This is a genomic window from Saccharothrix carnea (assembly GCF_003014735.1).
Classification (GTDB): domain Bacteria; phylum Actinomycetota; class Actinomycetes; order Mycobacteriales; family Pseudonocardiaceae; genus Actinosynnema; species Actinosynnema carneum.
Map to the genome: position 1 here is coordinate 76,445 of NZ_PYAX01000011.1, position 21,283 is coordinate 97,727.

The 21,283-nt window shown below is 71.5% G+C and carries 20 protein-coding genes; 11 read left to right on the forward strand and 9 right to left on the reverse strand.

Features of this window, described 5'->3' with window-relative positions; all coding sequences use genetic code 11:
• Positions 1 to 187: 187 nt before the first annotated feature.
• From B0I31_RS29155 to B0I31_RS29165, 3 genes are read right to left on the reverse strand one after another with little or no spacing between them, the layout of a single operon-like run.
• The gene (locus B0I31_RS29155; RefSeq protein ID WP_106618598.1) at positions 188 to 751 is read right to left on the reverse strand and encodes a YdeI/OmpD-associated family protein; all 564 of its coding nucleotides are present in this window, start codon (positions 749 to 751) and stop codon (positions 188 to 190) included.
• 59 nt (positions 752 to 810) lie between these two features.
• Positions 811 to 1,098 (reverse strand): hypothetical protein, encoded by a 288-nt coding sequence (locus tag B0I31_RS29160; RefSeq protein WP_106618711.1) that lies wholly within the window; start codon positions 1,096 to 1,098, stop codon positions 811 to 813.
• Between the two features lie 43 nt (positions 1,099 to 1,141).
• Positions 1,142 to 1,708: a CGNR zinc finger domain-containing protein gene (locus B0I31_RS29165; protein WP_106618599.1), complete on the reverse strand. Its 567-nt coding sequence runs from the start codon at positions 1,706 to 1,708 to the stop codon at positions 1,142 to 1,144.
• A 129-nt stretch (positions 1,709 to 1,837) separates the two neighbouring features.
• Here B0I31_RS29165 and B0I31_RS29170 point away from each other — a divergent pair, with 129 nt between their 5' ends.
• The 5 genes from B0I31_RS29170 (at position 1,838) to B0I31_RS29190 (ending at position 6,657) form a co-directional block, all read left to right on the forward strand.
• A complete protein-coding gene (locus B0I31_RS29170) occupies positions 1,838 to 2,695 on the forward strand; it encodes an alpha/beta fold hydrolase (RefSeq protein ID WP_106618600.1) in 858 nt (285 codons plus the stop codon).
• Positions 2,696 to 3,001: 306 nt separating this feature from the next.
• Positions 3,002 to 4,270: an ABC transporter substrate-binding protein gene (locus B0I31_RS29175; protein WP_106618601.1), complete on the forward strand. Its 1,269-nt coding sequence runs from the start codon at positions 3,002 to 3,004 to the stop codon at positions 4,268 to 4,270.
• On the forward strand, positions 4,267 to 5,238 hold the full coding sequence (locus B0I31_RS29180; RefSeq protein WP_245950528.1) for a carbohydrate ABC transporter permease: 972 nt from the start codon (positions 4,267 to 4,269) through the stop codon (positions 5,236 to 5,238). The genes B0I31_RS29175 and B0I31_RS29180 overlap by 4 nt, the downstream gene beginning before the upstream one ends.
• On the forward strand, positions 5,235 to 6,071 hold the full coding sequence (locus B0I31_RS29185) for a carbohydrate ABC transporter permease (protein ID WP_106618602.1): 837 nt from the start codon (positions 5,235 to 5,237) through the stop codon (positions 6,069 to 6,071). The genes B0I31_RS29180 and B0I31_RS29185 overlap by 4 nt, the downstream gene beginning before the upstream one ends.
• A gap of 4 nt (positions 6,072 to 6,075) precedes the next feature.
• Entirely contained in the window at positions 6,076 to 6,657 is a 582-nt protein-coding gene (locus B0I31_RS29190) for a hypothetical protein (protein WP_106618603.1), read from the forward strand.
• 604 nt (positions 6,658 to 7,261) lie between these two features.
• Here B0I31_RS29190 and B0I31_RS29195 read toward each other — a convergent pair.
• Positions 7,262 to 8,212 (reverse strand): LacI family DNA-binding transcriptional regulator, encoded by a 951-nt coding sequence (locus tag B0I31_RS29195; RefSeq protein ID WP_219910848.1) that lies wholly within the window; start codon positions 8,210 to 8,212, stop codon positions 7,262 to 7,264.
• A 162-nt stretch (positions 8,213 to 8,374) separates the two neighbouring features.
• Here B0I31_RS29195 and B0I31_RS29200 point away from each other — a divergent pair, with 162 nt between their 5' ends.
• Positions 8,375 to 9,580, forward strand: a complete 1,206-nt coding sequence (locus B0I31_RS29200; RefSeq protein ID WP_106618604.1) for an MFS transporter — start codon at positions 8,375 to 8,377, stop codon at positions 9,578 to 9,580.
• On the opposite strand, the gene B0I31_RS29205 is transcribed toward B0I31_RS29200, so the two are convergent.
• Together B0I31_RS29205 and B0I31_RS29210 are read right to left on the reverse strand one after the other, a co-directional pair.
• Positions 9,531 to 11,888, reverse strand: a complete 2,358-nt coding sequence (locus B0I31_RS29205) for an ABC transporter permease (protein ID WP_106618605.1) — start codon at positions 11,886 to 11,888, stop codon at positions 9,531 to 9,533. The two genes, B0I31_RS29200 and B0I31_RS29205, sit on opposite strands and share 50 nt — an antisense overlap.
• Positions 11,885 to 12,577 carry an ABC transporter ATP-binding protein gene (locus B0I31_RS29210; protein WP_106618606.1) on the reverse strand — a complete coding sequence of 231 codons (693 nt, stop codon included), beginning with the start codon at positions 12,575 to 12,577 and terminating at the stop codon, positions 11,885 to 11,887. The genes B0I31_RS29205 and B0I31_RS29210 overlap by 4 nt, the downstream gene beginning before the upstream one ends.
• A gap of 206 nt (positions 12,578 to 12,783) precedes the next feature.
• On the opposite strand from B0I31_RS29210, the gene B0I31_RS42725 reads away from it, so the two are divergent.
• Both B0I31_RS42725 and B0I31_RS29220 read left to right on the forward strand, forming a co-directional pair.
• On the forward strand, positions 12,784 to 14,088 hold the full coding sequence (locus tag B0I31_RS42725) for a sensor histidine kinase (protein WP_281262326.1): 1,305 nt from the start codon (positions 12,784 to 12,786) through the stop codon (positions 14,086 to 14,088).
• A gap of 5 nt (positions 14,089 to 14,093) precedes the next feature.
• On the forward strand, positions 14,094 to 14,753 hold the full coding sequence (locus B0I31_RS29220) for a response regulator (protein ID WP_281262327.1): 660 nt from the start codon (positions 14,094 to 14,096) through the stop codon (positions 14,751 to 14,753).
• Between the two features lie 106 nt (positions 14,754 to 14,859).
• On the opposite strand, the gene B0I31_RS29225 is transcribed toward B0I31_RS29220, so the two are convergent.
• The gene (locus B0I31_RS29225; protein WP_106618607.1) at positions 14,860 to 17,898 is read right to left on the reverse strand and encodes an ATP-binding protein; all 3,039 of its coding nucleotides are present in this window, start codon (positions 17,896 to 17,898) and stop codon (positions 14,860 to 14,862) included.
• 137 nt (positions 17,899 to 18,035) lie between these two features.
• Between B0I31_RS29225 and B0I31_RS29230 the strand changes: the two genes are divergently transcribed.
• Entirely contained in the window at positions 18,036 to 18,902 is an 867-nt protein-coding gene (locus B0I31_RS29230) for an alpha/beta fold hydrolase (RefSeq protein ID WP_106618608.1), read from the forward strand.
• 155 nt (positions 18,903 to 19,057) lie between these two features.
• Here B0I31_RS29230 and B0I31_RS29235 read toward each other — a convergent pair whose 3' ends face one another.
• Together B0I31_RS29235 and B0I31_RS40845 are read right to left on the reverse strand one after the other, a co-directional pair.
• Entirely contained in the window at positions 19,058 to 20,059 is a 1,002-nt protein-coding gene (locus B0I31_RS29235) for a TerC/Alx family metal homeostasis membrane protein (protein ID WP_425444412.1), read from the reverse strand.
• A 5-nt stretch (positions 20,060 to 20,064) separates the two neighbouring features.
• On the reverse strand, positions 20,065 to 20,223 hold the full coding sequence (locus B0I31_RS40845) for a hypothetical protein (RefSeq protein WP_181320510.1): 159 nt from the start codon (positions 20,221 to 20,223) through the stop codon (positions 20,065 to 20,067).
• A gap of 113 nt (positions 20,224 to 20,336) precedes the next feature.
• Here B0I31_RS40845 and B0I31_RS29245 point away from each other — a divergent pair, with 113 nt between their 5' ends.
• Positions 20,337 to 20,696: an STAS domain-containing protein gene (locus tag B0I31_RS29245; RefSeq protein WP_106618611.1), complete on the forward strand. Its 360-nt coding sequence runs from the start codon at positions 20,337 to 20,339 to the stop codon at positions 20,694 to 20,696.
• Between the two features lie 82 nt (positions 20,697 to 20,778).
• A complete protein-coding gene (locus tag B0I31_RS29250) occupies positions 20,779 to 21,276 on the forward strand; it encodes a GNAT family N-acetyltransferase (RefSeq protein WP_245950529.1) in 498 nt (165 codons plus the stop codon).
• The last annotated feature ends 7 nt before the right edge of the window (positions 21,277 to 21,283 follow it).

The following is a 21,283-nucleotide window of genomic DNA, read 5'->3' on the forward strand; positions in this document are numbered from 1 at the left end:
ACCTTCCTCCTTCACCGCGGCCGGCGACCACCACAATCTCCGGACACCCCTGGTGTTAGCGATAACATTGCGCTACCTTTCCCGGCACCGTACTTGCCGGGTGGACGGACGCGACTCTCCCCCCGTCCGCCCACCCGGCCTCCACCTCCCCACCGGCCTTCCCCACACGCCACCTCACCTCCAGCGCTCACCGCCGCAACTCCTCGACGATCCGCCGGAGCCGGTCGGCCCGCGCCTCCGGCGTCCGAGCCTTCATGAGCCGCAGGAGCAACGCGTACCGCCGCGTCCGGTCGAGCAGCTCGAACCGCTCCCGCGCACGTCCGTCCCCCGCCAGCGCCTCGACCAGGTCCGGCGGCACGGTCGCGTCACGCTGCCGCTGGTAGGCCGCGTCCCACCGGCCGTCCGCCTTGGCGGCGTCGATCGCGGCGAAACCGGCTTCCCGCACCCGCCCGGCCGCGATGAGCGCCTCGACCTTCTCGACGTTGACCCGCGACCACGCGCTGCCCGCGCGCCGCGGCGAGTACCGCTGCAGGTAGTGGTGCTCGTCGCAACCCTTGCGCCGGCTGTCGATCCACCCGTGACACAGGGCGACGTCGAGGGCTTCGGTGATGGTGACCGACGTCCGCCCCGACCCCTTCTTGGCGATCTCGAGCCAGACGCCGTCACTCGTGCCGTGGTGTTCGGCCAGCCACGACTCCCACTCGGCGGCGTCGGCCAAGGAGAGCGGCTCGGTATCGGTGCGTGCGTTCACACCCCCATGGTGCGGGGGCAAAGTGCTCACCCACTGAGCACTTCAACCGACCGGGCCGGTCACTCGCCGGACTCGCGCCGTTCCACCACCGTGTCGGGCGCCGACTCCGGGACCTCGGTCCGCACGTCGGAGTCGCGCAGCACCTCGCGTGCCTGCGCCTCCGGGTCGGCGCTGCCCGGACCGAGTTCCTCGGGCAGCAGGTTTGCCCTGGTCCGCGCCCGGCGGTCGACGTCGTTGCGCCGGTCGAACACCTCCGGCCGGTCGAGGTCGTGCTCCCGCCTGATGCGCTCCTCCTCGTCGGCCGACAGCTCGGTCGTGCCGAGGTCGAGCGGTTCCTGGTGCGTCATGGTCTTGCCATACCCCGTGGGCCGCCGGTTGACGCCCACGCGGTCACGGGGTGCCGCGGACCCGGCTGTGGTGCCGGCGGGCCTTCAGCCGGTTCCCGCAGGCGGTCATCGAGCACCACAGCCGCCTGCCGGTGCGCGAGACGTCCTGGAAGTGCAGGACGCACTCCGGGTTCGCGCACTTGCGGACGCGGTCCGGCGCCGCCTCGCGCACCGCGACGAAGTCCCGCAGGCACGCCCACGCCGCACGCCACCGCGGATCGGCCACGTCGTCGTGCTCGACCCGGCCGCGCCCGTCGACCGCCAGCCGCAGCCGTCCGTGCTCCAGCAGGGCGTTGAGGGCGGCGTGGTCGGCGGGATCCGCGATCACCGCGACCACCGCGTCCCGGGCCTCGCGCAACGGCTGCCGGGGCACGGGCCGGGCGGACTCCAGTTCCCGGTCCGCGAGCCACGCCCCGGTCAGGTCGTCGTGGTCGAGCAGGTCGTAGAGGACCCCGCCGATCAGGTACCGGGTGTTGAGCAGGTCGATGCCCAGGGATTGGTCCACCAGCGGACGCGCCGGCCAGCCCCGGGCCAGCAACGCGCCGGCCACGGCGTCATCGGCACCGAGCACGCCCGCCCACCTCCACGTCTAACCGTTGAGAGTCGCTTGACAGGTTAACACGAACCTGCTTGCCTGATCGCCGTCACCTAACCGTTCAAATCAATCAGAACGGTTAGATCACCGATCAGGAAGAAGCCGATGACCTCGTACCGGTACGCCGACATCGACGGGCAGCGCGTGTTCTACCGGGAGGCCGGGCACGCCGACGCCCCGGTCGTGGTGCTGCTGCACGGTTTCCCGACCAGCTCGCACATGTTCCGCGAGCTGATCCCGCGCCTGGCCGACCGCTACCGCGTGATCGCGCCGGACCACATCGGGTTCGGGCACAGCTCCGCGCCGTCCCCCGACGAGTTCGACTACACGTTCGACGCGCTCACCGACATCACCCTCGGCCTGCTGGACCACCTCGGGGTGCGGCGGCACGCGCTGTACATCCAGGACTACGGCGCGCCCATCGGCCTCAAGATCGCGTCACGCCACCCCGAACGCGTCACCGCGATCGTCACGCAGTCCGGCAACGCCTACACCGAGGGCTTCACCCCGTTCTGGGAGCCGCTGTTCGCCTACGCCACCAACCCCGGGCCCGACACCGAGCCCGCGGTGCGGGCGCTGCTCACCCTCGACGCCACGCGCCGGCAGTACACCCACGGCGTCAAGGACCCGAGCCGGATCAGCCCGGACACGTGGGTGCACGACCAGGCCCTGCTCGACCGGCCCGGGAACGCCGAGGTGCAGCTGGCGCTGTTCCGCGACTACCGCAACAACCTCGACGCGTACCCGGCGTTCCAGCAGTACTTCCGGGACACGCGGGTGCCGCTGCTCGCGGTGTGGGGGCGGCACGACGAGATCTTCGGCCCGGACGGCGCGCTGGCCTACCGGCGCGACCTACCCGACGCCGAGATCCACCTGCTCGACGCGGGCCACTTCGCGCTGGAGGACCAGCTCGACACCGTCACCGGGTACCTCCGCGGCTTCCTCGGCCGAGTCCTGGGCTGAGCACCCCGAGCGTGTGTTCGGCGGACTTCGCCGGCGACATCTCCGGTCACCGCCACTACGGTGACGACGGTGCGCTCCGACTCGGCATCACCAGGCTCGCGTTCGACTCCGCGGAGTCGTCGTAGGTCCGATGAGCACGCGTCCGCGCCCGCTCCCGGCCACCGCCGTTCGCGGCGGTCGGGAGCGGCCGCACCGCTTCCAAAGTGGGCATTGACGTTGGCGCAACGTGCTCGTAGCCTCCCGGAAAGCGCTTTCCACGCCGAACCGCGCATCGCGTCTGGAAGCGGTCGAGACCGGAGGATCCGAATGGGTGCACTGAAACGTTTCAGAGTCCTGGCGACGTCGATGGTGGCGCTGCTGGCTGTCGCCTGTGGCGGCGGCGGTGGCGGCGGTGACGAGACCCAGGCCGGACCCGCCACGCTGCGCTTCTCGTGGTGGGGGAACGCCGAGCGCGCCGAGCTGATGCAGAAGGCCATCGACCTCTTCCAGAGCAAGAACCCCGAGATCAAGGTGACGCCGAGCTTCCAGGAGTTCGAGGCGTACTGGCAGAAGATGGCCACCGAGACCGCGGGCGGCAACGCGCCCGACGTGTTGCAGATGGACTTCGCGTACATCCGCGAATACTCCGAGCGCAACGCGCTCTACGACCTGAAGAAGCAGGAGGGCAAGAACCTCGAGCTCGGGGACCTGCTCACCGGCCTGAAGGGCGCGGGCGAGATCGACGGCAAGCTGTACGGCGTGCCGACCGGCGGCAACACCTGGGGTTACATCTACGACCCGGCGCTGTTCGCCCAGGCCGGCGTCGAGGAGCCGAAGGAAGGCTGGACCTGGGACGACTACCGCGACGCCATGAAGACGATCGCGGAGAAGACCGGCGTCTCAGGTGGTGGCAACTACGTCGGCAGCTACTACAACCTGGAGCTGCAACTGCGGCAGGAGGGCGGGCTGCTCTACACCGAGGACGGCAAGCTCGGCTTCGACAAGGCGCGGCTGAAGGAGTTCATGGAGGAGGGCAAGGCGCTGGCGGACGGCAAGACCGTGCTGCCGATCGAGAAGGGCGTGCAGATCAAGCCCGCGTTCGCGCTGGAGCAGAAGCTGGTCGCCGGTGACCTCGGCTGGGACAACTTCATGTCCCGCTACGCCAAGTCCAACCCCGGCCTGAAGCTGGGTCCCGTGCCGACCGACAAGGCGGGCACGTCCGGCCAGTACCTCAAGCCGTCGATGCTGCTGAGCGTGTCGCAGAAGACCGAGCACCCGGCGGCGGCGGCCAAGCTGGTGTCGTTCATGGTCAACGACCCGGAGGTCGGCAAGATCTTCGGCGCCAACCGCGGCCTGCCGCCGACGAACGCGCAACGCGCCGCCGCGCAGCTCGAAGGTCCGCTGGCCGCCGTCGCGGCGTACGAGGACGCGCTGAAGGACAAGTTCGGCAAGACGCCCCCGGCGCCGCCGAAGGGCGCGGGCACGCTGGAGCAGGCGTTCATCCGGATCACCGAGGAACTGCAGTACGGCCGCATCACCCCCGACCAGGCCGTCGACCAGTTCTTCACCGAGGCCGAAGAGACCCTCGGGTCGTGAGCCGGGCGACGATCGCGCCGGACCGGCGCGCCGAGGTCGCCCCGGCCGGGCGGACGGGTCCGCGCGAGCGGGCCCGCCTGTCCGGTGACGGACTGGCGGGCTACCTGTTCCTGTCACCGTGGATCATCGGGATCGTCCTGCTGACCCTCGGGCCGATGGTGACCTCGCTCTACCTCTCGTTCACCGACTACGACCTGTTCAACGCGCCGACGTGGATCGGGCTGGAGAACTACCAGCGGATGTTCACCGACGCGCGGTGGTTGCGCTCGGTCCAGGTCACCGCGATCTACGTGGCGCTGGCCGTGCCGATCAAGCTGGCCGCCGCCCTGGCCGTGGCGATGCTGCTCAACAGCAAGCGCGCGGGCCAGGGGTTCTACCGGGCGGCGTTCTACGGGCCGTCGCTGATCGGCGGCAGCGTCGGCGTGGCGATCGTGTGGAAGATGATGTTCAGCGACGACTCGGTCGTCGACCAGGTGCTGCTCAAGTTCGGCATCGACACCGGCGGTTGGGCGGGCAACCCGGACTTCTCGCTGATGATGCTGGTGCTGCTGGCGACGTGGCAGCTCGGCGCGCCGATGGTGATCTTCCTGGCCGGGCTCAAGCAGGTGCCGCGGGAGCTGTACGAGGCGGCCGAGGTCGACGGCGCGGGCCGCGCGCGGCGGTTCTGGTCGATCACGCTGCCGATGATCTCGCCGGTGCTGTTCTTCAACCTGCTGCTGGAGACGATCAACGCGTTCCAGGTGTTCACGTCGGCGTACGTGGTGGGCGGGCCGAACGGGCAGCCGGCAGGCAGCACGCTGTTCTACACCATCTACCTGTTCGACCGGGGTTTCGGTGACTACCGCATGGGTTACGCGTCGGCGATGGCGTGGATGCTGCTGCTCGGCGTCGGCCTGGTCACCGTGTTCCTGTTCCGCACCGCACGGGGGTGGGTCTTCTACTCCGGGGACTCGGGGGACAAGCGATGACGCTGACGTTGAGGCGGGTGGCGTGGCACGTCGGCGTGCTGGCGCTGCTCGCGATCGTGCTGTACCCGATCGTGTGGGTGGCGGCGGCGACGTTCAAGCCGTCCGAGGCGATCGTCGGCAGCCTGCAGCTGTTGCCGACCGATCCGACGTTCGCGAACTACGAGCGGGTGTTCGAGGGTGTCGTCGGCGTCGGGGTCGGCCGGTTCTTCTGGAACTCGGCCGTGCTGGCGGTGTTGTCGGTGGTCGGCACGGTCGCGTCGTCGGCGTTGGCGGGGTACGCGTTCGCCCGGCTGCGGTTCCGGGGGCGGACGGCGCTGTTCGCGATCATGATCGCGACGCTGCTGCTGCCGTTCCACGTGCTGATCATCCCGCAGTACGTGGTGTTCCAGAACCTGGACCTGATCGACACCTACGTGCCGTTGCTGGCGGGCAAGTTCCTGGCGTCGGAGGCGTTCTTCGTGTTCCTGATCGTGCAGTTCATCCGGCAGCTGCCGCGTGAGCTGGACGAGTCCGCGAAGATCGACGGCGCGGGGCACTGGACGGTGTTCTGGCACATCATCGTGCCGCTGTGCAGGCCGGCGCTCATCACCACGGCGATCTTCACGTTCATCTGGAGCTGGAACGACTTCTTCGGGCCGTTGATCTACCTGAGCACACCGGACAAGTACCCGTTGCCGTTGGCGCTGCAGTTGTTCATCGACGAGTCGACGGGGTCGGACTTCGGTGCGCTGATGGCGATGTCGATGCTGGCGCTGGTGCCGGTGATCCTGTTCTTCCTGTTCTTCCAGCGGTTCCTGGTGGAGGGCGTGTCGACGTCGGGGTTGAAGGGGTGAGGTCGTGAAGCGGTTCGCAGCGGGGTTCGCGCTGTTCGGCGAGTGCCTGACGGCGGGGTTGCTGGTGCTGCTGGCGGCCCTGCCGGTGGTGACGTTGGTGCCTGCGCTGGCGGCGGGGTGCGCGCACATCAAGGCCCACGTGGACGGGGAGACCACTTCGGTGCGGGCGTTCTTCGAGCGGGTGCGGGTCGCGTTGCCCGGTGGGTGGGCGGTGTCGCTCGGGGTGGTCGTCGGGTTCGCGGTGCTGGTGGTGGACGTCGTGTTCTTGCGGACGCGGGTCGCCGGTGGCGGGTTCGTGGCGGTCGTGTGCGGGGTGGCGGCGGTGGGGGTGGCCGTGGTCGTGCTGCGGGTGGCGGCGCTGTGGGCGCCGGGCACGCGGTGGCCGTCCGTCCTGCGTGACGCTTCCCGCCGTTCGGCCGCGGACTTCACCGGCTCCCTGCTCCTGGTCATGTCCCTCGCCGTACTGCTGATCGTGACCTGGCAACTCCCACCGCTCGTCGTGCCGATGCTCGGCTGCGTCCTGATGGCCGCCGTAGCAGTCGACCGCCGCCACCTGACAGTCGCCCACCAACCCCAACCGCGCTAACCTGCCCTGACCAGCATTTATCCCTCCGAGCACCTCCACGAACGGGTGAACCTGAACCCAACTAGAACCGATAACATCGTTTCCAATCCCCTGAAACGTCGGTTGAAACAACGAGGCCGGCAACCAACCCCCGCCCCGGGCTCCCCGCCGCCCGCGCAATAAGTGGAAGCTGGACGCCGGACTCGACGAGCGCCAGGGCCGTGGGATGTGGACACCTGCGAGCCGCCGGCCAGGCGACCGCAGCGGGCTGGGAGTCGGCGGGCCGGATGTCGGCGCGGTGGATGTCAGTGCGGTGGATGTCGGCGCGGTGGATGTCGGCGCGGTGGATGTCGGCGGACCCGCTGGGCACTCGCCCGGAATCAGCAGCGGTGCGCTGTGCGATCGCGGCCAATGGAGGAAGCGCGGATCCGGTCGGTGGTGGAGCAGTGGTGGCGTCAGCGGATGCGGAGGACCCGCCGGTTCGGTCGGAGGCTGGCCGGCGGCGGGCGGGGGGCGGGCGGGGGGCGGGCGGCGAGCGCCGGTAGCGGTGGGGGTGGGCGAGCTGGGCGGTGGGGGGCTGGGGTGTTGCAGGAGTGGTGGTGGCGGGGGGTAGGGGGTGGAGTGGTCAGGTGGTGGCGCGCACGATCAGGGTGGAGGGGTGGAGGGTTAGTGGGGGTGCGGTTTGGCGGTCCAGCAGGGTGGTGGCGGCGGCGGTGGTGATTGATTCGATCGGGTTGGTGGTGGTGGTCAGGGGTGGGTGGCTCAGGGTGGCGTAGGGGAGGTCGTCGAAGCCGGCGATGGCGATGTCGCCCGGCACGTTGACGCCGGAGGTTCGGAGGGCGTCGAGGGCACCCAAGGCGGAGAGGTCACCCAGGGCGAAGATGGCGTCCGTGTCGGGCCAGCGGGTCAGGATTTCGGTGGCGGCGTGGTGGCCTCGGGTGGCGGTGAAGTCGCCCGGGATCAGGCGGGGTGGGGTGCCGGCGGCTTCGGTTGCGCGCTGGTAAGCGGTCAGTGCTCTTCTGGTGCACGGGAGCCAGGCGGGGCCGGTGATCATGGCGATTCGGCGGCGGCCCGTGACAAGCAGGTGTTCGAGGACGTTGGTGGTGCCGGTGGCGTTGTCCACGTCGAACGACGGCACGATGCGGGAGCCGATGCCGATCGCGGCGACCCGGCCGCGGGCGGAGCGGGGGACGGTGGCCAGGGCCGGTTCGGTCGGGTTGACCAGGATGATGCCGCCAACGTCACGGCTCTCGGTCAGCCTGCCCAGTTCGGCGGGGTCGTGCAGCGGCAGCCAGTGCAGGGACACGCCGACTTCGCGGGACGCCGCGACCGATGCGGTGGCGGCGGTGACGCGGGCGACGTAAGGGTCGTTGAGCACGTGCGCGGTGTGGCCGCCGACGACGACGGCGATGCGCGTACCGGTGCGGGTCGCGAGGGCCCGCGCGGCGGGGTTCGGGGTGTAGCCCAGCTCGCTGGCGGCCGCGGCGACGCGGAGGCGGGTGGAGTCGGAGGCCGAACCGCGGGGGCTCAAGGCGCGGGACGCGGTCGCCATCGACACGCCGGCTCGACGCGCCACGTCCGCCAAGGTCGCCGTCGATCCACGCACCCCACGCCGCTGCCTGACCACGGCGGTCAGTGTGCCAGTCCGGAAGGCCGCGCCCGAAAGAACGGGCCTTGCGGTGGAAGCGCTTCCATGGGTGGGGTCACCGATGACGTCGGAGAGTGGGGGTGACCGGGGATGTCGACCGCGGAGGCGAGGCCGGTTCGCGGCACGGCGGCAGGGGTCGCGGTGACCTTCGGGCTGAACGGGGTCGCGGTGGCGTCCTGGTTCGCCCGCGTCCCCGCCGCCCGGGACGCGTTGCAGCTCGGCGCGGGCGCCCTGGGCCTGCTGCTGCTGGCCATGTCGGCCGGTGCGACGTTGGCGATGCTCACCGCCGGTGAGGTGACCCACCGGCTCGGACCGCGGCGGACGGTGTGCGTGGCCACCACCGGGGTCGCGGGTGGGCTGGTGGTCGCGGGCGCGGCGATCGGCGTCTGGCCGTCGGCGACCGCGGCCGGGATCGGGTTGTTCCTCCTCGGGTACGGGTCGGGCACCTGCAACGTCGCCATGAACGTCGAGGCGGCGGCCGTCGAACGGGTCGTCGGTCGGACGGTCATGCCGCGCTTCCACGCGGTGTGGAGCTTGGGCACGGTGGTCGCCGCCGGGTTGGCGGCCGCGACGGCGTCGGCGGACGTGCCGGTGGCGGCGCACTTGGCGGTCGTCGCCGCGATCACCCTGGCCGGCACGGTCCTCGCCGCACGGACCTTCCGGTACGGCGGCGCGCACCAGGCCGGGGCGAAGAGCGGTGTGCTGGCGGCCTGGCGGGAACCCCGGACGTTGCTGATCGGGTTCCTGGTCCTGGTGCTGGCGTTCACCGAGGGCACCGCGAACGACTGGCTCGCGGTGGCGTTCGTGGACGGGTACGCGTTCGGGCCCGCGGCGGGCGCGGTGGTGTTCGGCGTGTTCGTGACCACGATGACGCTCGGCCGGCTCCTGGGCACGGTGGCGCTCGACCGCTGGGGACGGGTGCCGGTGCTGGTCGGCACGATGCTGTTGGCGATCGCCGGTGTGGTGTTGGCGGTGCTGGGCCGTGAGCCGGCGGTGGCGGTGGGCGGGGTGGCGCTGTGGGGCCTGGGCACGGCGCTCGGCTTCCCGGTCGGCCTGAGCGCGGCGGCGGACGAGGAGAGCCGTGCGGCGGCACGGGTCAGCGTGGTCGCGGTGATCGGGTACACCGCGTTCCTGGCCGGTCCGCCGGTGGTCGGCTTCCTCGGCGACCAGGTCGGCGTCCTGCGTGCCCTGCTGGTGGTGCCGCTGCTGCTCGTCCCCGCCCTCGCCCTGGTGCCGACCCTCCGTCCTATTCGGTCCGCAACGCCGTCGCCGTCGACGTCCTCGCCGCCCAGGTAGCCGGCAGCGACGCACCGACGATCGCGATCAGCAGGCCGCCGATGCCGAGCAGGACCAGCTCGGGCAGGGAGTGCACGGCGTGGGCCGACGCGGGCAGGCCGATCCCGGCGCTCTCCCCCATCGCCGGCAGGACCGCGCCGTGCAGCGCGACCCCGGCGGGCACGCCGACCGCGCCGCCGACCACGCCGATCACCACCACCGAGGCGATGACCATCGCGATGGTCTGCCGGGGCGTCATGCCGAGTGCTTTGTGGACGCCCAGGTCGCGGATGCGGTCACGGGTGTCGAGCACGACGGCGTTCAGCACGCCCATGGCGGCCACCGCGACGAGCATCAGGGTGAGCGTCGCGGTCAGGCTGTTGATCAGGATGATCGTGTCGCTGGCCTGACCGGAACGGCCGGGCCGCGCGGTGGCGCCGAGCGGTGCCAGGGCGGCGTTCAAGCTGTCGATGTAGGTGTTGACGTCGGTGCCCGGCTGCACCGCGATGTGGTGGGTGGCGCCCTTGGCGTCGTTGCCGGCTGTGAGCGTGGCCGCGTCGGTCAGCACCACCATGCCGTCGTTGCTCATCTCGAACACGTCGCCGACGATCCGCACGGTGACGGTCTTCCCGCCGTCGTCCAGCGTCACGGTGTCGCCGACCTCCGTGCCGGTGGCGGCGAGGAACGGTGTGGGTGCGACCGCTTCGCCCGGTTGCGTGAACCACCGCCCGGACACCAGCTGGTAGCCGTCCCAGGTGGCGTCTCCGGTGAACGACACGACGGCGGTCGTGCCGGCCACTCCGGTGACGGTGACCTGCGTGCGGCTGGTGCGGTAGTGGGCCCGCGTCCCGGCTTGGGCGGCGATGACGTCCGATACAGCGGCCGGGTCGGGAGCAGCGGCCGGACGCCCACCGGGCCGGGAACCCGGCTGCGGACCGGGGTCGGACACGCCGATGGTCACGTCCGCCGCGTCGTGATCGCGGGCGATCTGGATCTGGTTGAGCGAGGACGCCAAGCCGACCGCGAACGTGACCGCCGTGGCGCCGAAGAGCACCGCCGCGGTCATCGCCGCCGCACGGGCAGGCCGCGCGAACGGGCGGGCCAGGCCGAGGCCGACCGGTCGTGGCACGGGCAGGCGCGCGGTCAACCGGGCCGCCCACCGGCCGCGGCCGGGTCGTGGGGTGCGGCCGACCGCGATGGCGTCCACCGTGCGCAACCGTCCGGCTCGCAGCGCGCTCACCCACGCCGTCACCGACACCAGCGCGAGCGCCCCGACGACCACGACGACGTTCACCCACGGCGCCACGGTCAACTTCACCGCGCCGTAGACGTCCTCGGTCTCGGCCAGCACGGGGATGGCCAGCAGATTGCCCGCGACCGCACCGATCGCGGTGCCGACCGCCGCCGGGATCAGGGCCTGCGCCATGTACGCCCGCACGACCTGGGCCGGGGTGGAGCCCAGGGCCTTGAGGATGCCGATGCGCCGGGTTCCCGCGCCGACCGCGCCCGCGACCACGTTGCCGACCACGAGCAACGACATGACCAGCCCCAGCACGCCGAACGCGACGAGGAACGGCACGAACACCGCGACGCTGCGGTCGGCCGCCTTCTTGAGCACCAGCCACGACTGCGAGCCGGTCATCGCGTCCGCGGGTACCGCCGCGACCACGGCCTCGCGGCCCGCGTCGACGGACTCGGCTGCCGTGAAGCGGTACAGCACCTGGTAGGACTCGGGTGCGGTGACCCAGGACGGTGGCACCCAGCCGTCCGCGGTGCGGCTGACCGAGCGGGCCAGGCCGACCACGGTCAACGTCGAGCCGTCGGTGAGGGTGATGCGGCGGCCGACCGCGGAGCCGGTCGGTGAGTGCGCGTGCGGTCCGTCCGCGGACACCACGAGTTCACCCGGCTCGTCGGCCCACTCCCCCTCGGTCAGCGTCACGGCGTCCACCGGTCCGCCGCCGGGATCGGTGCGGCCCGCGACGGTCAGCGGGGCCTGACCACCCGGCGCTTGGCCACCGGCCCCGTTCCGGCCCGGCCCGTTGTCGCTCGGCGTGATCGTCGTGACCGGGAACGGCCCGGCCGACGCGGTGACGCCGTCGACGGGCACCGACAGCTGCTCCGGTGTGGCCTTGCCCGCGTCGAACACCGCCGACAGGTGCGCGCCGCGCTGTTCGGCGAACGCGTCGTCGAACGGCGCGGTGGACGCCACCAGCAACGACCCGCCGAGCACGGACGACGTCACGGCCATCGTGGTGGCCAGCCCGATCACGACGGTCTGCACCCGGCGACGTGCCACGCCCGAACGCACGACCCGGCTCAGCGCGCTCATCGGGTCGGCTCCACGGACACGTCGCCCGCGACCCGGCCGTCGACCAGCTGGATGGTGCGGCGGGTGCACGACCGGGCCAGCGCGAGGTCGTGCGTGACGACGACGAGCGTCTGGCCCTCGGCGTTCAGCTCGGTGAGCAGCGTGCTGACGTCCTCTCCGGACGCGGTGTCCAGCGCGCCGGTCGGTTCGTCGGCCAGCAGCAGCGCGGGCCGGTTCATCAACGCCCTGGCGACGGCGACGCGTTGCCGTTCGCCGCCGGACAGCCGTCCCGGGTAGGCGCGGGCGTGGCGAGCGACGCCGAGCTGGTCGAGCAGGTCCGCCGCACGCCTGGCGGCCTCGCCGCGCGCCATGCCCGCGAGCTGCGCGGGCAGGACGACGTTGTCGGCCACGGTCAGGTCGTCCAGCAGGTTGAAGAACTGGAAGACCATGCCGACGCGGGCCCGCCGGTGGCGCGCGGACGCGGCCTCGCCGAGTTCGTCCACCCGAACGCCGGCCACGGTGACCGTGCCGGTGTCCGGCCGGTCGAGGCCCGCGATCAGGTTGAGCAGCGTGGACTTGCCGCTGCCGGACGGGCCGAGCACGGCCACCGCCTCCCCCGCGTGCACGGTCAGCGTCACGTCGCTCAACGCCGGTGGCCCGTCGTCGTACCCGCGGCTCACGTCACGCAGTTCGATCACCGGCGTGGTCATGGTCGGCTCCCTGGTTCGTCCTCGCTGTGGCCCGGTGGACGGTAGGAGCGGCGGTGATCCGGGCGCGTCGGTCGGCCGGGGCATTTCCGGTAGCCCGCCGGGATGAGGTCTCTGCGGTGTCATCCCCGCGATGTAGTCGAGCGGTGCAGGCGGTGTGGTCGTCCGGGTGGATGTCCGGTGGGCGGGCGGTCGGTGAGAATGGCCGGGTGACGAACGCGCCGGTGGTGGACCGACTGCGGGCCTGGACCACCCTGGTGGTGCTGCCGACCGGTCCGCTGCCGCGGCCGACCGTGCGCAACTACGTGTTCGACGTGGTGTTGGCGCTGGTCATCGGTGTCGCTTCGGTGGGGTACGCGGTCGACTCGCAGGACGTGCCGGCGCGCGTGGTGGTCGGTGGGCTGATCGCGCCCGTGCCGCCGCTCATGCCGCCGGAGCCGGATCCGGGAGCGGTGTTCGGTGCGGTGCTCGTCGCGGTGGTGGCGGCGGTGGCGTTGGTGTTGCGGCGTCGCTATCCGTTGGCGGTGCTGTGGGTCGTGCTGTACGCGACGTCGGTGACGCCATCGGACACGCCCGGGCTCACGTTCTACTCGTGCGCGGTCGCGGCCTACTCGGCCGCCGCGTACAGCCCGCACCGGCCCCCCGCGTTGGCGAGCCTGGTGGTGGCGGTGCTGGCGGTGGGGGTGTTCCGGGACTCGGAGCTGCCGGTGGTGCCGAACCAGTACGTGCCGCTGCTGATCCTGGTGCCGCTGATCGTGGCGGCGAACGGCCTGCGCACGTGGAAGGTCCGGACGGACGAGGGTTTGGCGCAGGTGTCGGCGTTGGAGCGGGAGCAGGCGGAAGCGTTGCGGCGGGCGGTCGAGCACGAACGGGCCCGCATCGCGCGCGAGCTGCACGACGTGGTGACGCACCACGTGAGCGTGATGACGATCCAGGCTGGTGCGGCGCGGAAGGTGATGGCGGTGTCGCCGGATCAGGCGCAGGGGGCGTTGTTGGCGGTCGAGGCGGGTGGGCGGGCGGCGATGACGGAGTTGCGGCACGTCATGGGGTTGCTGACGATGGCCAGTCCCGAACCGGGCGGTCCCGGACCGGCCGACCTCGCGCCGCAGCCGGGGCTGGCGCAGGTGGAGGCGTTGGTGGCGCGGGTTCGGGACACCGGTGTGCGGGTTGAGTCGGTGGTGAGGGGGCAGCTGCGGCCGTTGCCGTCCGGGGTCGAGTTGGCCGCGTACCGGGTGGTGCAGGAGGGGTTGACGAACGCGGTGAAGCACGCGTCCGGCGGGTCGGTGGTGGTGACGGTGGAGTACGGAGTGGATTTCTTGCGGGTGGAGGTGGTGGACACCGGTGGTGAGGCCGGGCCTGGTGCGGCTGTCGGGAACGGGTACGGGTTGATCGGGTTGCGGGAGCGTCTGGCTGTTTACGGTGGGACGTTGGAGGCTCGGGCGCGGGTTGGTGGCGGGTATCGGGTTGCTGCGTCGATTCCGGTGGAGGCGTCGATCGCGGTGGAGGCACGGTGAGTCGGCTGCGGGTGGTGGTCGCCGATGATCAGGTGCTGGTGCGCACGGGTTTTCGGATGATCCTCACGGCTGATGGCATCGACGTGGTCGGTGAGGCCACCAATGGGCTGGAAGCGGTGGAGGCGGTGCGGCGGACCGTGCCGGATGTGGTGCTGATGGACATCCGGATGCCGGAGCTGGATGGGTTGGAGGCCACGCGGAGGATTTTGACCGGCGGTGAGTCCGAGCCGCGGGTGATCATCCTGACGACGTTCGACCTCGACCACTATGTGTACGCGGCGTTGTCGGCCGGTGCGAGCGGGTTCCTGCTCAAGGACGTGACGCCGGAGCACTTGGTCGCGGCGGTGCGGATGGTTCGCTCCGGTGACGCGTTGCTGGCGCCTGCCATCACACGTCGGTTGGTGGAGAGGTTCGCGGATCGCAGGCCGGATACGGTCGCACGGCATCGTGATCTGGCGGCGTTGACGCCGCGTGAGTTGGAAGTCCTCGGGCTGCTGGCGCGGGGGTTGAGCAATGCCGAGCTCGCCGGTGAGTTGCACTTGTCGGAGGCGACGGTGAAGACGCACGTGGCGAGGATCTTGGCCAAGCTCGGGTTGCGGGATCGGGTGCAGGCGGTGGTTGTGGCGTATGAGACCGGGTTGGTGACGCCAAGTGGGCAGGCTTGAGGTGGAGGGGCGTGGGGGGTGGCTCGGTGGTTGGGGCAGGCTCGATTCGACATGGGCCTTTGCGGTCGGGCGGCGGGTTCGATGGCGAAATTTGAGGCGGCGCAATTCAAGACGGCGGTTTTTGTGTTTGGTGGTGGTGGTTGGTGGCTTGTTTGTGGTGTCCCATGGCGGTGGCGAGGGTGGCGAGGTGGTGGGTGGTGGGGCCGAGGGTGATCAGGCCGCTGCCTGCGCCGGCCAGTTCTTGGGCGGCGGGGAGGAGTTGGTCGTAGAGGCGGGCCATGGTGGGGTGGTCGTTCGCTTCGATGGCGAGCTTGGCGTGCAGGCACGTTCTGGCTTCGAAGAGCAGGTCGTGTGGTGAGTCGGGGATGGTGGCTTGGAGGGCTGTGGTGCGGTCGCCTCGGGCCAGTAGGACGATTGGTCGGGCCCAGGGTTCGTAGGGGCCGAAGTCGGCGTCCGGGAGGTCGCCGAGGCTGAGCAGGGCCAGTGGGAGGATTCCGTTTTCCAGGCCGGGCATTCCGGCGCCGCTGAGGCGGGAGGCGGCGGTGTGGTAGGCGGTTCTGGCTTTGTCGCGTTGGCCTGTGACGGCCAGGCGCAGTGCGGTGTACCAGCTGGTGAAGATGCCGACCAGTGGGAGGTCGTGGCGTTCTGCCAGGGCGTCGGCGGCGGTGGCGTGGTGGTCGGCGGTCGGGAGGTCGGCGAGGGCGGTGGCGGCTTGGAGGTTGATCAGGTGGGCGAGGACTTCGAAGGTCACCAGGCCGTGGTGGGTGGCGAGGTCGAGTAGTTCCGTGCCGATCCGGGCTCGGTCGGGGGCGAGGCCCGCTCGGTGGTAGGTCTGGAGGAAGCGGCCGTTGAGTGCCATGGCCAGCAAGGACGGGTCGTCCAGGTCGCGGGCGATGGCTTCGGCTTCCACGGCCGCCTGCCTGCCGCGTGGGCCCGTGTCGGCGCGGCGTTCCATGGCGATGGTGATCAGCAGGCGGGCGCGTTCGGCCGGGTGGTCGGGTGGGAGGGCGGCGAGCGCCTGTTCGGCGGCGTCGGCGAGGCGGGCGGAGAGGGCTTCGTCGTCGTTGGTGGTCCAGATGGCGGGCACGTCGAAGGACCCGATCGTGCGGGCGGCCAGGACCGGGTCGCCGTGGACTTCGGTGACGGCCTCGGCCCGGTAGCGGCGGGCCTGGGCCAGGTCGCCGGTCACGGCCAGTGTTCGGACCAGGCCCGTCACGGCTCGGAGTCGGTCGTGGTCGGATCGGGCCAGCGTTTCCCGCCACAGGGTCGCGGCCTGGTGTGGTGCGAACCGGTGTTCGGCTCGTTCGGCGGCGGCACGGGTGTAGTGGGCGGTGCGTGCGTTGGTTGCTCGGTTGCCGGCGCGCAGCAGGTGGTGGGCGATGGTTTCGACGTCGTCGGGGTGCACGGTCTCGATGACGTCGGCGGCTGCGGCGTGCCAGCGGGTTCGGCGGGCGTGGGGGATGTCGTCGTAGAGCGTGTCGCGCACGAGTGCGTGGGTGAACCGCAGGCGTTCGGCGTCCTGCTCGACCAGGAAACCCGCGAGCAGCGCCGACTCGACCGAGTCCAGCACGGCGTCCTCGTCGCCGGCGAGTGGGACGAGGACGTCGAGGTCGACGTCCTGGCCGAGGACCGACGCTTGGCGCAGGTGCGTCCGCGTGGCGTCCGTGAGCTGGGCGAGGCGGTGGCGGATGACGTCGCGGACGCCGGCGGGGACGGTGCTCAGGGCCGGGTCGGTCTCCCACAGGCGGGCGAGTTCGCGGACGAAGAACGGGTTGCCGGCGCTGCGGGTGTGGATCGCGCGGACGTCGGCGTGCGTCGGCTCGCGGTCGGTGACGGCTTCGACCAGGTCCCGCACCTGCGGTTCGGTCAGGCCGCCCAGGTAGACGCGAGTCGGCTCGGTGCGGGCGGCCCGGCCGAGGGCTTCGGTCAGGGCGGCGGAGATCTCGGTGGAGCGGTAGGTGGCGACGATCGTCACGCGCCCGGCGTCGGGGTCGGCGGACAGTGACGTCACCAGCGCGAGGGTGTCCTCGTCGGCCCAGTGCACGTCGTCGAAGACCAGCAGGACCGGTGACGGCACCTTGGCCAGGGCGGCGGCGATGGCGCGGTGCCGTTCGAACCGGGTACCGGATTTTTGTTCCATGCCAAGGGTTTGCGCGATCCGGGTCCACGGCCAGGCGGCGGGGGCGTCCTCGGCGCACGTGCCCCACGCGGTCGTCCAGCCGGCGGCGGCGAGCCGTCCGGTCAGCTCCTCGGCCAGCGCCGTCTTGCCCGCGCCCGCCGTGCCGGAGACCAACGCCAGCCGCCGGCCCGTCCGGGCGGCGCGTTCCAGCTCGGCCAGCTCGTCCGTGCGGCCGATGAACGCGGTGGTCCGGGCGGGTGGTGGCGGGGTGAGGTCCGGTGAGTGGGTGAGGATGTCGGTTTCCAGGCGGCGCAGGGCGTGGCCGGGGTCGACACCGAGTTCCGCGCGCAGCACCTCGCGGGACCGGCGGAGGGTGTCCAGCGCCTCGCCCTGCCGTCCGGTGCGGTAGAGCGCGAGGGCGAGCAGCCGTCGTCCGTCCTCGCGCAACGGGTGGGCGTCGACGTGCGCCCGCAGGTCCGGCACCGACTCCGCCGCCTCGCCCAGCGCCAACGCCGCCTCGGCACGCCGTTCCACGGCCAGCAGCCGCAGCTCGTCCAGCCGCGCGGCCTCGCCGCGGGCCCACGGTTGGTCGGCGAACTCGGCGTAGGCGGGGCCGCGCCAGAGCGCGAGCGCCTCGTCCAGCAGCGTTCGCGCGTTGGCGGGATGGCCGTCTGCGAGCAGCCGTGCCGACTCGGCGATCGCTGCCTCGAAAGCACGGGCGTCGACGTCCTCGGCCCGCAACGCGTACCCCGGCGGCACGGTCACCAGCAGTCGGGAGGGGGTGCGGGGTGGGCGGTCGGGTTCGAGGGACTTGCGCAGCGCGCCCACGAACGTCTGCACCGCACCCAGGGCGCCGTCCGGCGCGTCGCCGTCCCAGAGGTCGTCGATCAGCCGGGTGACCGGCACCACCCGGCCGTTGGCGACCAGCAGCCGTGCCAGCACGGCACGGTGCCGCGGACCCTTGAGGTCGACCGGCCCGCGTTCGCCCACGGCCTCCAGCGGGCCCAGCACCCGGAAACGCACCATCACCGACCAACGTAGCCGACCAACCGCCGGCCGGCCGGGTCGGCGCTGGTCAGGGCGCTGATCGGCTGCTGATCGAACGCTGATCGGGGTGCCGGAGGGTGGTGTTCGCAACCCACGAACACCCTCGGAGTCGGAACATGATCCCCTCGTTCACCCAGCAACGCGTCACCGTCGCCGACGGCGTGGCGCTCAACGTCGCCGTGGGAGGCTCCGGCAGCCCCGTCGTGCTGCTCCACGGCTTCCCGCAGACGCACCTGATGTGGCGGCACGTCGCCGCCGACCTGGCCGCCGACCACACCGTCATCTGCCCTGACCTGCGCGGATACGGTGATAGCGACAAACCGGCCGACGACGGCCAGACCTACTCGAAGCGCACGATGGCCGCCGACGTCGTGGCTCTGGCCCGTGCGCTCGGGCACGACCGCTTCGCGTTGGCCGGTCACGACCGGGGTGCCCTGGTGGCCATCCGCGCCGGGCTCGACCACCCGGACGTGATCACCCACCTGGCGTCGTTGGACGTGCTGCCGACCCTCGACATGTGGGACGTCATGCACGGCACCACGGCCGCCATCGGGTTCCACCTGTACCTGATGGCCCAGCCGCCCGGCCTGCCCGAGGCCATGATCACGGCGTCGGCGGACGCGTTCTTCGGCCACTTCCTCGACCAGTGGGCCGCCGATCCGGCGTCGATCCCGGACGACGTGCGCGGGACGTACCTGAAGGCGTCACGGGAGGCCGTGCCGTCGATCGTCGCCGACTACCGGGCGTCCGCCACCGTGGACGTCGAGCACGACCTGGCCGATCGTTCAGCCGGTCGCGTGCTGCGGATGCCGGTGACCGTGCTGCAGCAGGACTGGGGCGCCGCCCTCGGTTTCGACGCCGCCGCCCGCTGGCGCGCGTGGGCGCCCGACCTGGTGCACCGCACCGTCACGTGCGGCCACTTCATGGCCGAAGAGGCACCCGGCGAGGTCGTCAAGGCCCTGCGCGACCTCCTCACCCGCTAACCCCCCACCGCGAGAGTCGTACGTTCAAAGCGCGAGAGTCGTACGTTCACGCACCCCGAATTCAACACTCAGGTTCGCGCCGGCTGCGCTGAGCGTTGAATTCAGGTGCGCTGAACGTTGGACTCTCGCGACGTGAACGTACGACTCACGCGGGGTCAGGGGTGGTCGGCTGGTTGGGGGCGGCGGGCGCGCAGGGAGCCGGGGCGGGCCTTCGCCGATGGGTCGCGGCGGGTCTTCAGCAGGCTGGCCACCGTCACCACGGTCAGCACCACCACGATCACACCCAAGCTCAGCAGCGTCGGCACCTCCGGCACGCGCGGGTCGACGTCCTTGTGCGCCCAGTGCAGGATCAGCTTCACCCCGATGAACGCCAGGATCAGCGACAGGCCCGTCGACAAGTACACGAGCCGGTCCAGCAGGCCCTTGACCAGGAAGAACAACGCCCGCAAGCCGAGCAGCGCGAACGCGTTGGCGACGAACACCACGTACGGCTCGGACGTGATGCCGAAGACCGCCGGGATCGAGTCCAACGCGAACAGCACGTCGATGCTGCCGATCGCCAGCAGCACCACGAACAGCGGCGTGGCCATCCGCCTGCCCTCGGCACGGGTGAACAGCCTGCCGCCGTCGTAGTCGTCGGTGATCGGCAGCACCCGGCGCGCGGTCTTCACCACGACGTTGTCCTCGACGTCCGGGTCCTCGTTGCGGTGCCGGAACAGCTGCACGGCGGTGTAGAGCAGCAGCAGCCCGAACACCAGGAACACGAACGAGAACAGCGCCAGCAGCGTCGCGCCCACCGCGATGAACACCCCGCGCAACGCCAGCGCCAGCACGATGCCGAACGTCAACACCTTGTGCTGGTGCGCCTCAGGCACGGCGAACGTCGACATGATGATCACGAACACGAACAGGTTGTCGACCGACAGGCTCTTCTCCACCAGGTAGCCGACGAAGTACTCGGTACCCGCCTGGCCGCCGTGCGCCAGCGTGAACCACACGCCGAACAGCAAGGCGAAGAGCACGTAGAACACCGACCAAGCGGCCGCCTCGCCGATCTTGACCTGGTGCGGGCGCACGACGGCCAGCACCAGGTCCACGGCGAGCAGCACGAGGACGAGCCCGATGGTGAGCGCCCAGGTCAGCGCCCCGATGTCCATCACGTTCAGCGGCCCGAGGTGGGCGGGACCGGCGGCGGGATCGGCTTCGGCGGCACCGGTTCGGGCCCGGGCGGCTGCGGCCGACGCGGCACGGGATCCGGCGCCAGCGGGTCCGGCGGGTCGGGCTCGTGGTCACCGAGCCGCACGTACGCGTCCCTCCTCATGGCGGAGGAGTACCCCGGCCTGCGGATGGCGTAACCGGCAGGCGGGCGTAACGCCCGGTCGGACCGCGACGACGCCACGGTCACACACCAGGCCCGCAGAGGGAGCGTCGTCGATGACCGAGTCGCAGTGGCAGGGCGAGGACTTCGCCGTGGACACGAGCGAGATCGGCGGCCTCGCGGTCACCCGGGTCACCGGCGAGGTCGACCTGGCGGGTGTCGAGGTGATGCGCACCGAGCTGGACGCCCAGCTGGCGCGGCGGCCACCGGTGCTGGTGGCGGACCTGACCGGGGTGACGATCCTCGGCTCGCTCGGCATCGCGGCCCTGCTCGACGCCCACCACCGGGCGGTCGCGGCCGGGATGGGGTTCACCGTCGTGGCGAGCCGCCGTTCGGTGGTCCACCCGCTCCGGCTCACCGAGGTGGACCGGGTGCTGACCGTGGTGCCGACCCTCGACCAGGTGGTCGTCGGCTGACCCGGAGGGCGAGTACCGATCGGGCACGCCGGGTAGGACAAACCCGGTGGACGGTGGGCCGGCGGCGGACCACCATGCCACCGTGACAGCGGAGGACGTGCGCTTCGTCGAGCTGGACGGCCGGGTCATGGCCGCCCTGCTCGACGGTGACCTGACCGCGGCCGAGGTCGCGCTCACCGACTACTTCCTGACCGACCGGGCGCGCTGGCTGTGGCGCTACCGGCTGGGCCAGCTCGCCGCCGACCCCGGCCACGCCCGGTGGCTGGCGCGGCTCGCCCTGGTCGACGGCGACGCGGTGGTCGGGCACGCCGGTTTCCACGGCCCGCCCGACGCCGCCGGCATGGTCGAGATCGGCTACTCCGTGGACCCCGCCTTCCGCCGCCGCGGCTACGCCAGGGCGGCCCTGGTCGAACTGCTGCGCCGGGCCGCCGCCGAGCCGGCCGTCCGGACCGTGCGGGCGACCATCAGCCCGGACAACGCGGCGTCCCTGGCCACCATCGCCGGCTTCGGGTTCGTGGAGGTCGGCGAGCAGTGGGACGAGGAGGACGGGCTGGAACTGGTCTTCGAACGACCGGTGTAGCCACGGG

Coding starts and splice junctions, on each gene's coding strand:
- B0I31_RS29160 (WP_106618711.1), bottom strand. CDS start 1,098: ATGACGCACCAGGAACCGCTCGACCTCGGCACGACCGAGCTGTCGGCC.
- B0I31_RS29170 (WP_106618600.1), top strand. CDS start 1,838: ATGACCTCGTACCGGTACGCCGACATCGACGGGCAGCGCGTGTTCTAC.
- B0I31_RS29175 (WP_106618601.1), top strand. CDS start 3,002: ATGGGTGCACTGAAACGTTTCAGAGTCCTGGCGACGTCGATGGTGGCG.
- B0I31_RS29185 (WP_106618602.1), top strand. CDS start 5,235: ATGACGCTGACGTTGAGGCGGGTGGCGTGGCACGTCGGCGTGCTGGCG.
- B0I31_RS29200 (WP_106618604.1), top strand. CDS start 8,375: ATGTCGACCGCGGAGGCGAGGCCGGTTCGCGGCACGGCGGCAGGGGTC.
- B0I31_RS29205 (WP_106618605.1), bottom strand. CDS start 11,888: ATGAGCGCGCTGAGCCGGGTCGTGCGTTCGGGCGTGGCACGTCGCCGG.
- B0I31_RS29210 (WP_106618606.1), bottom strand. CDS start 12,577: ATGACCACGCCGGTGATCGAACTGCGTGACGTGAGCCGCGGGTACGAC.
- B0I31_RS29225 (WP_106618607.1), bottom strand. CDS start 17,898: ATGGTGCGTTTCCGGGTGCTGGGCCCGCTGGAGGCCGTGGGCGAACGC.
- B0I31_RS29230 (WP_106618608.1), top strand. CDS start 18,036: ATGATCCCCTCGTTCACCCAGCAACGCGTCACCGTCGCCGACGGCGTG.
- B0I31_RS29235 (WP_425444412.1), bottom strand. CDS start 20,059: ATGGACATCGGGGCGCTGACCTGGGCGCTCACCATCGGGCTCGTCCTC.
- B0I31_RS40845 (WP_181320510.1), bottom strand. CDS start 20,223: ATGAGGAGGGACGCGTACGTGCGGCTCGGTGACCACGAGCCCGACCCG.
- B0I31_RS29245 (WP_106618611.1), top strand. CDS start 20,337: ATGACCGAGTCGCAGTGGCAGGGCGAGGACTTCGCCGTGGACACGAGC.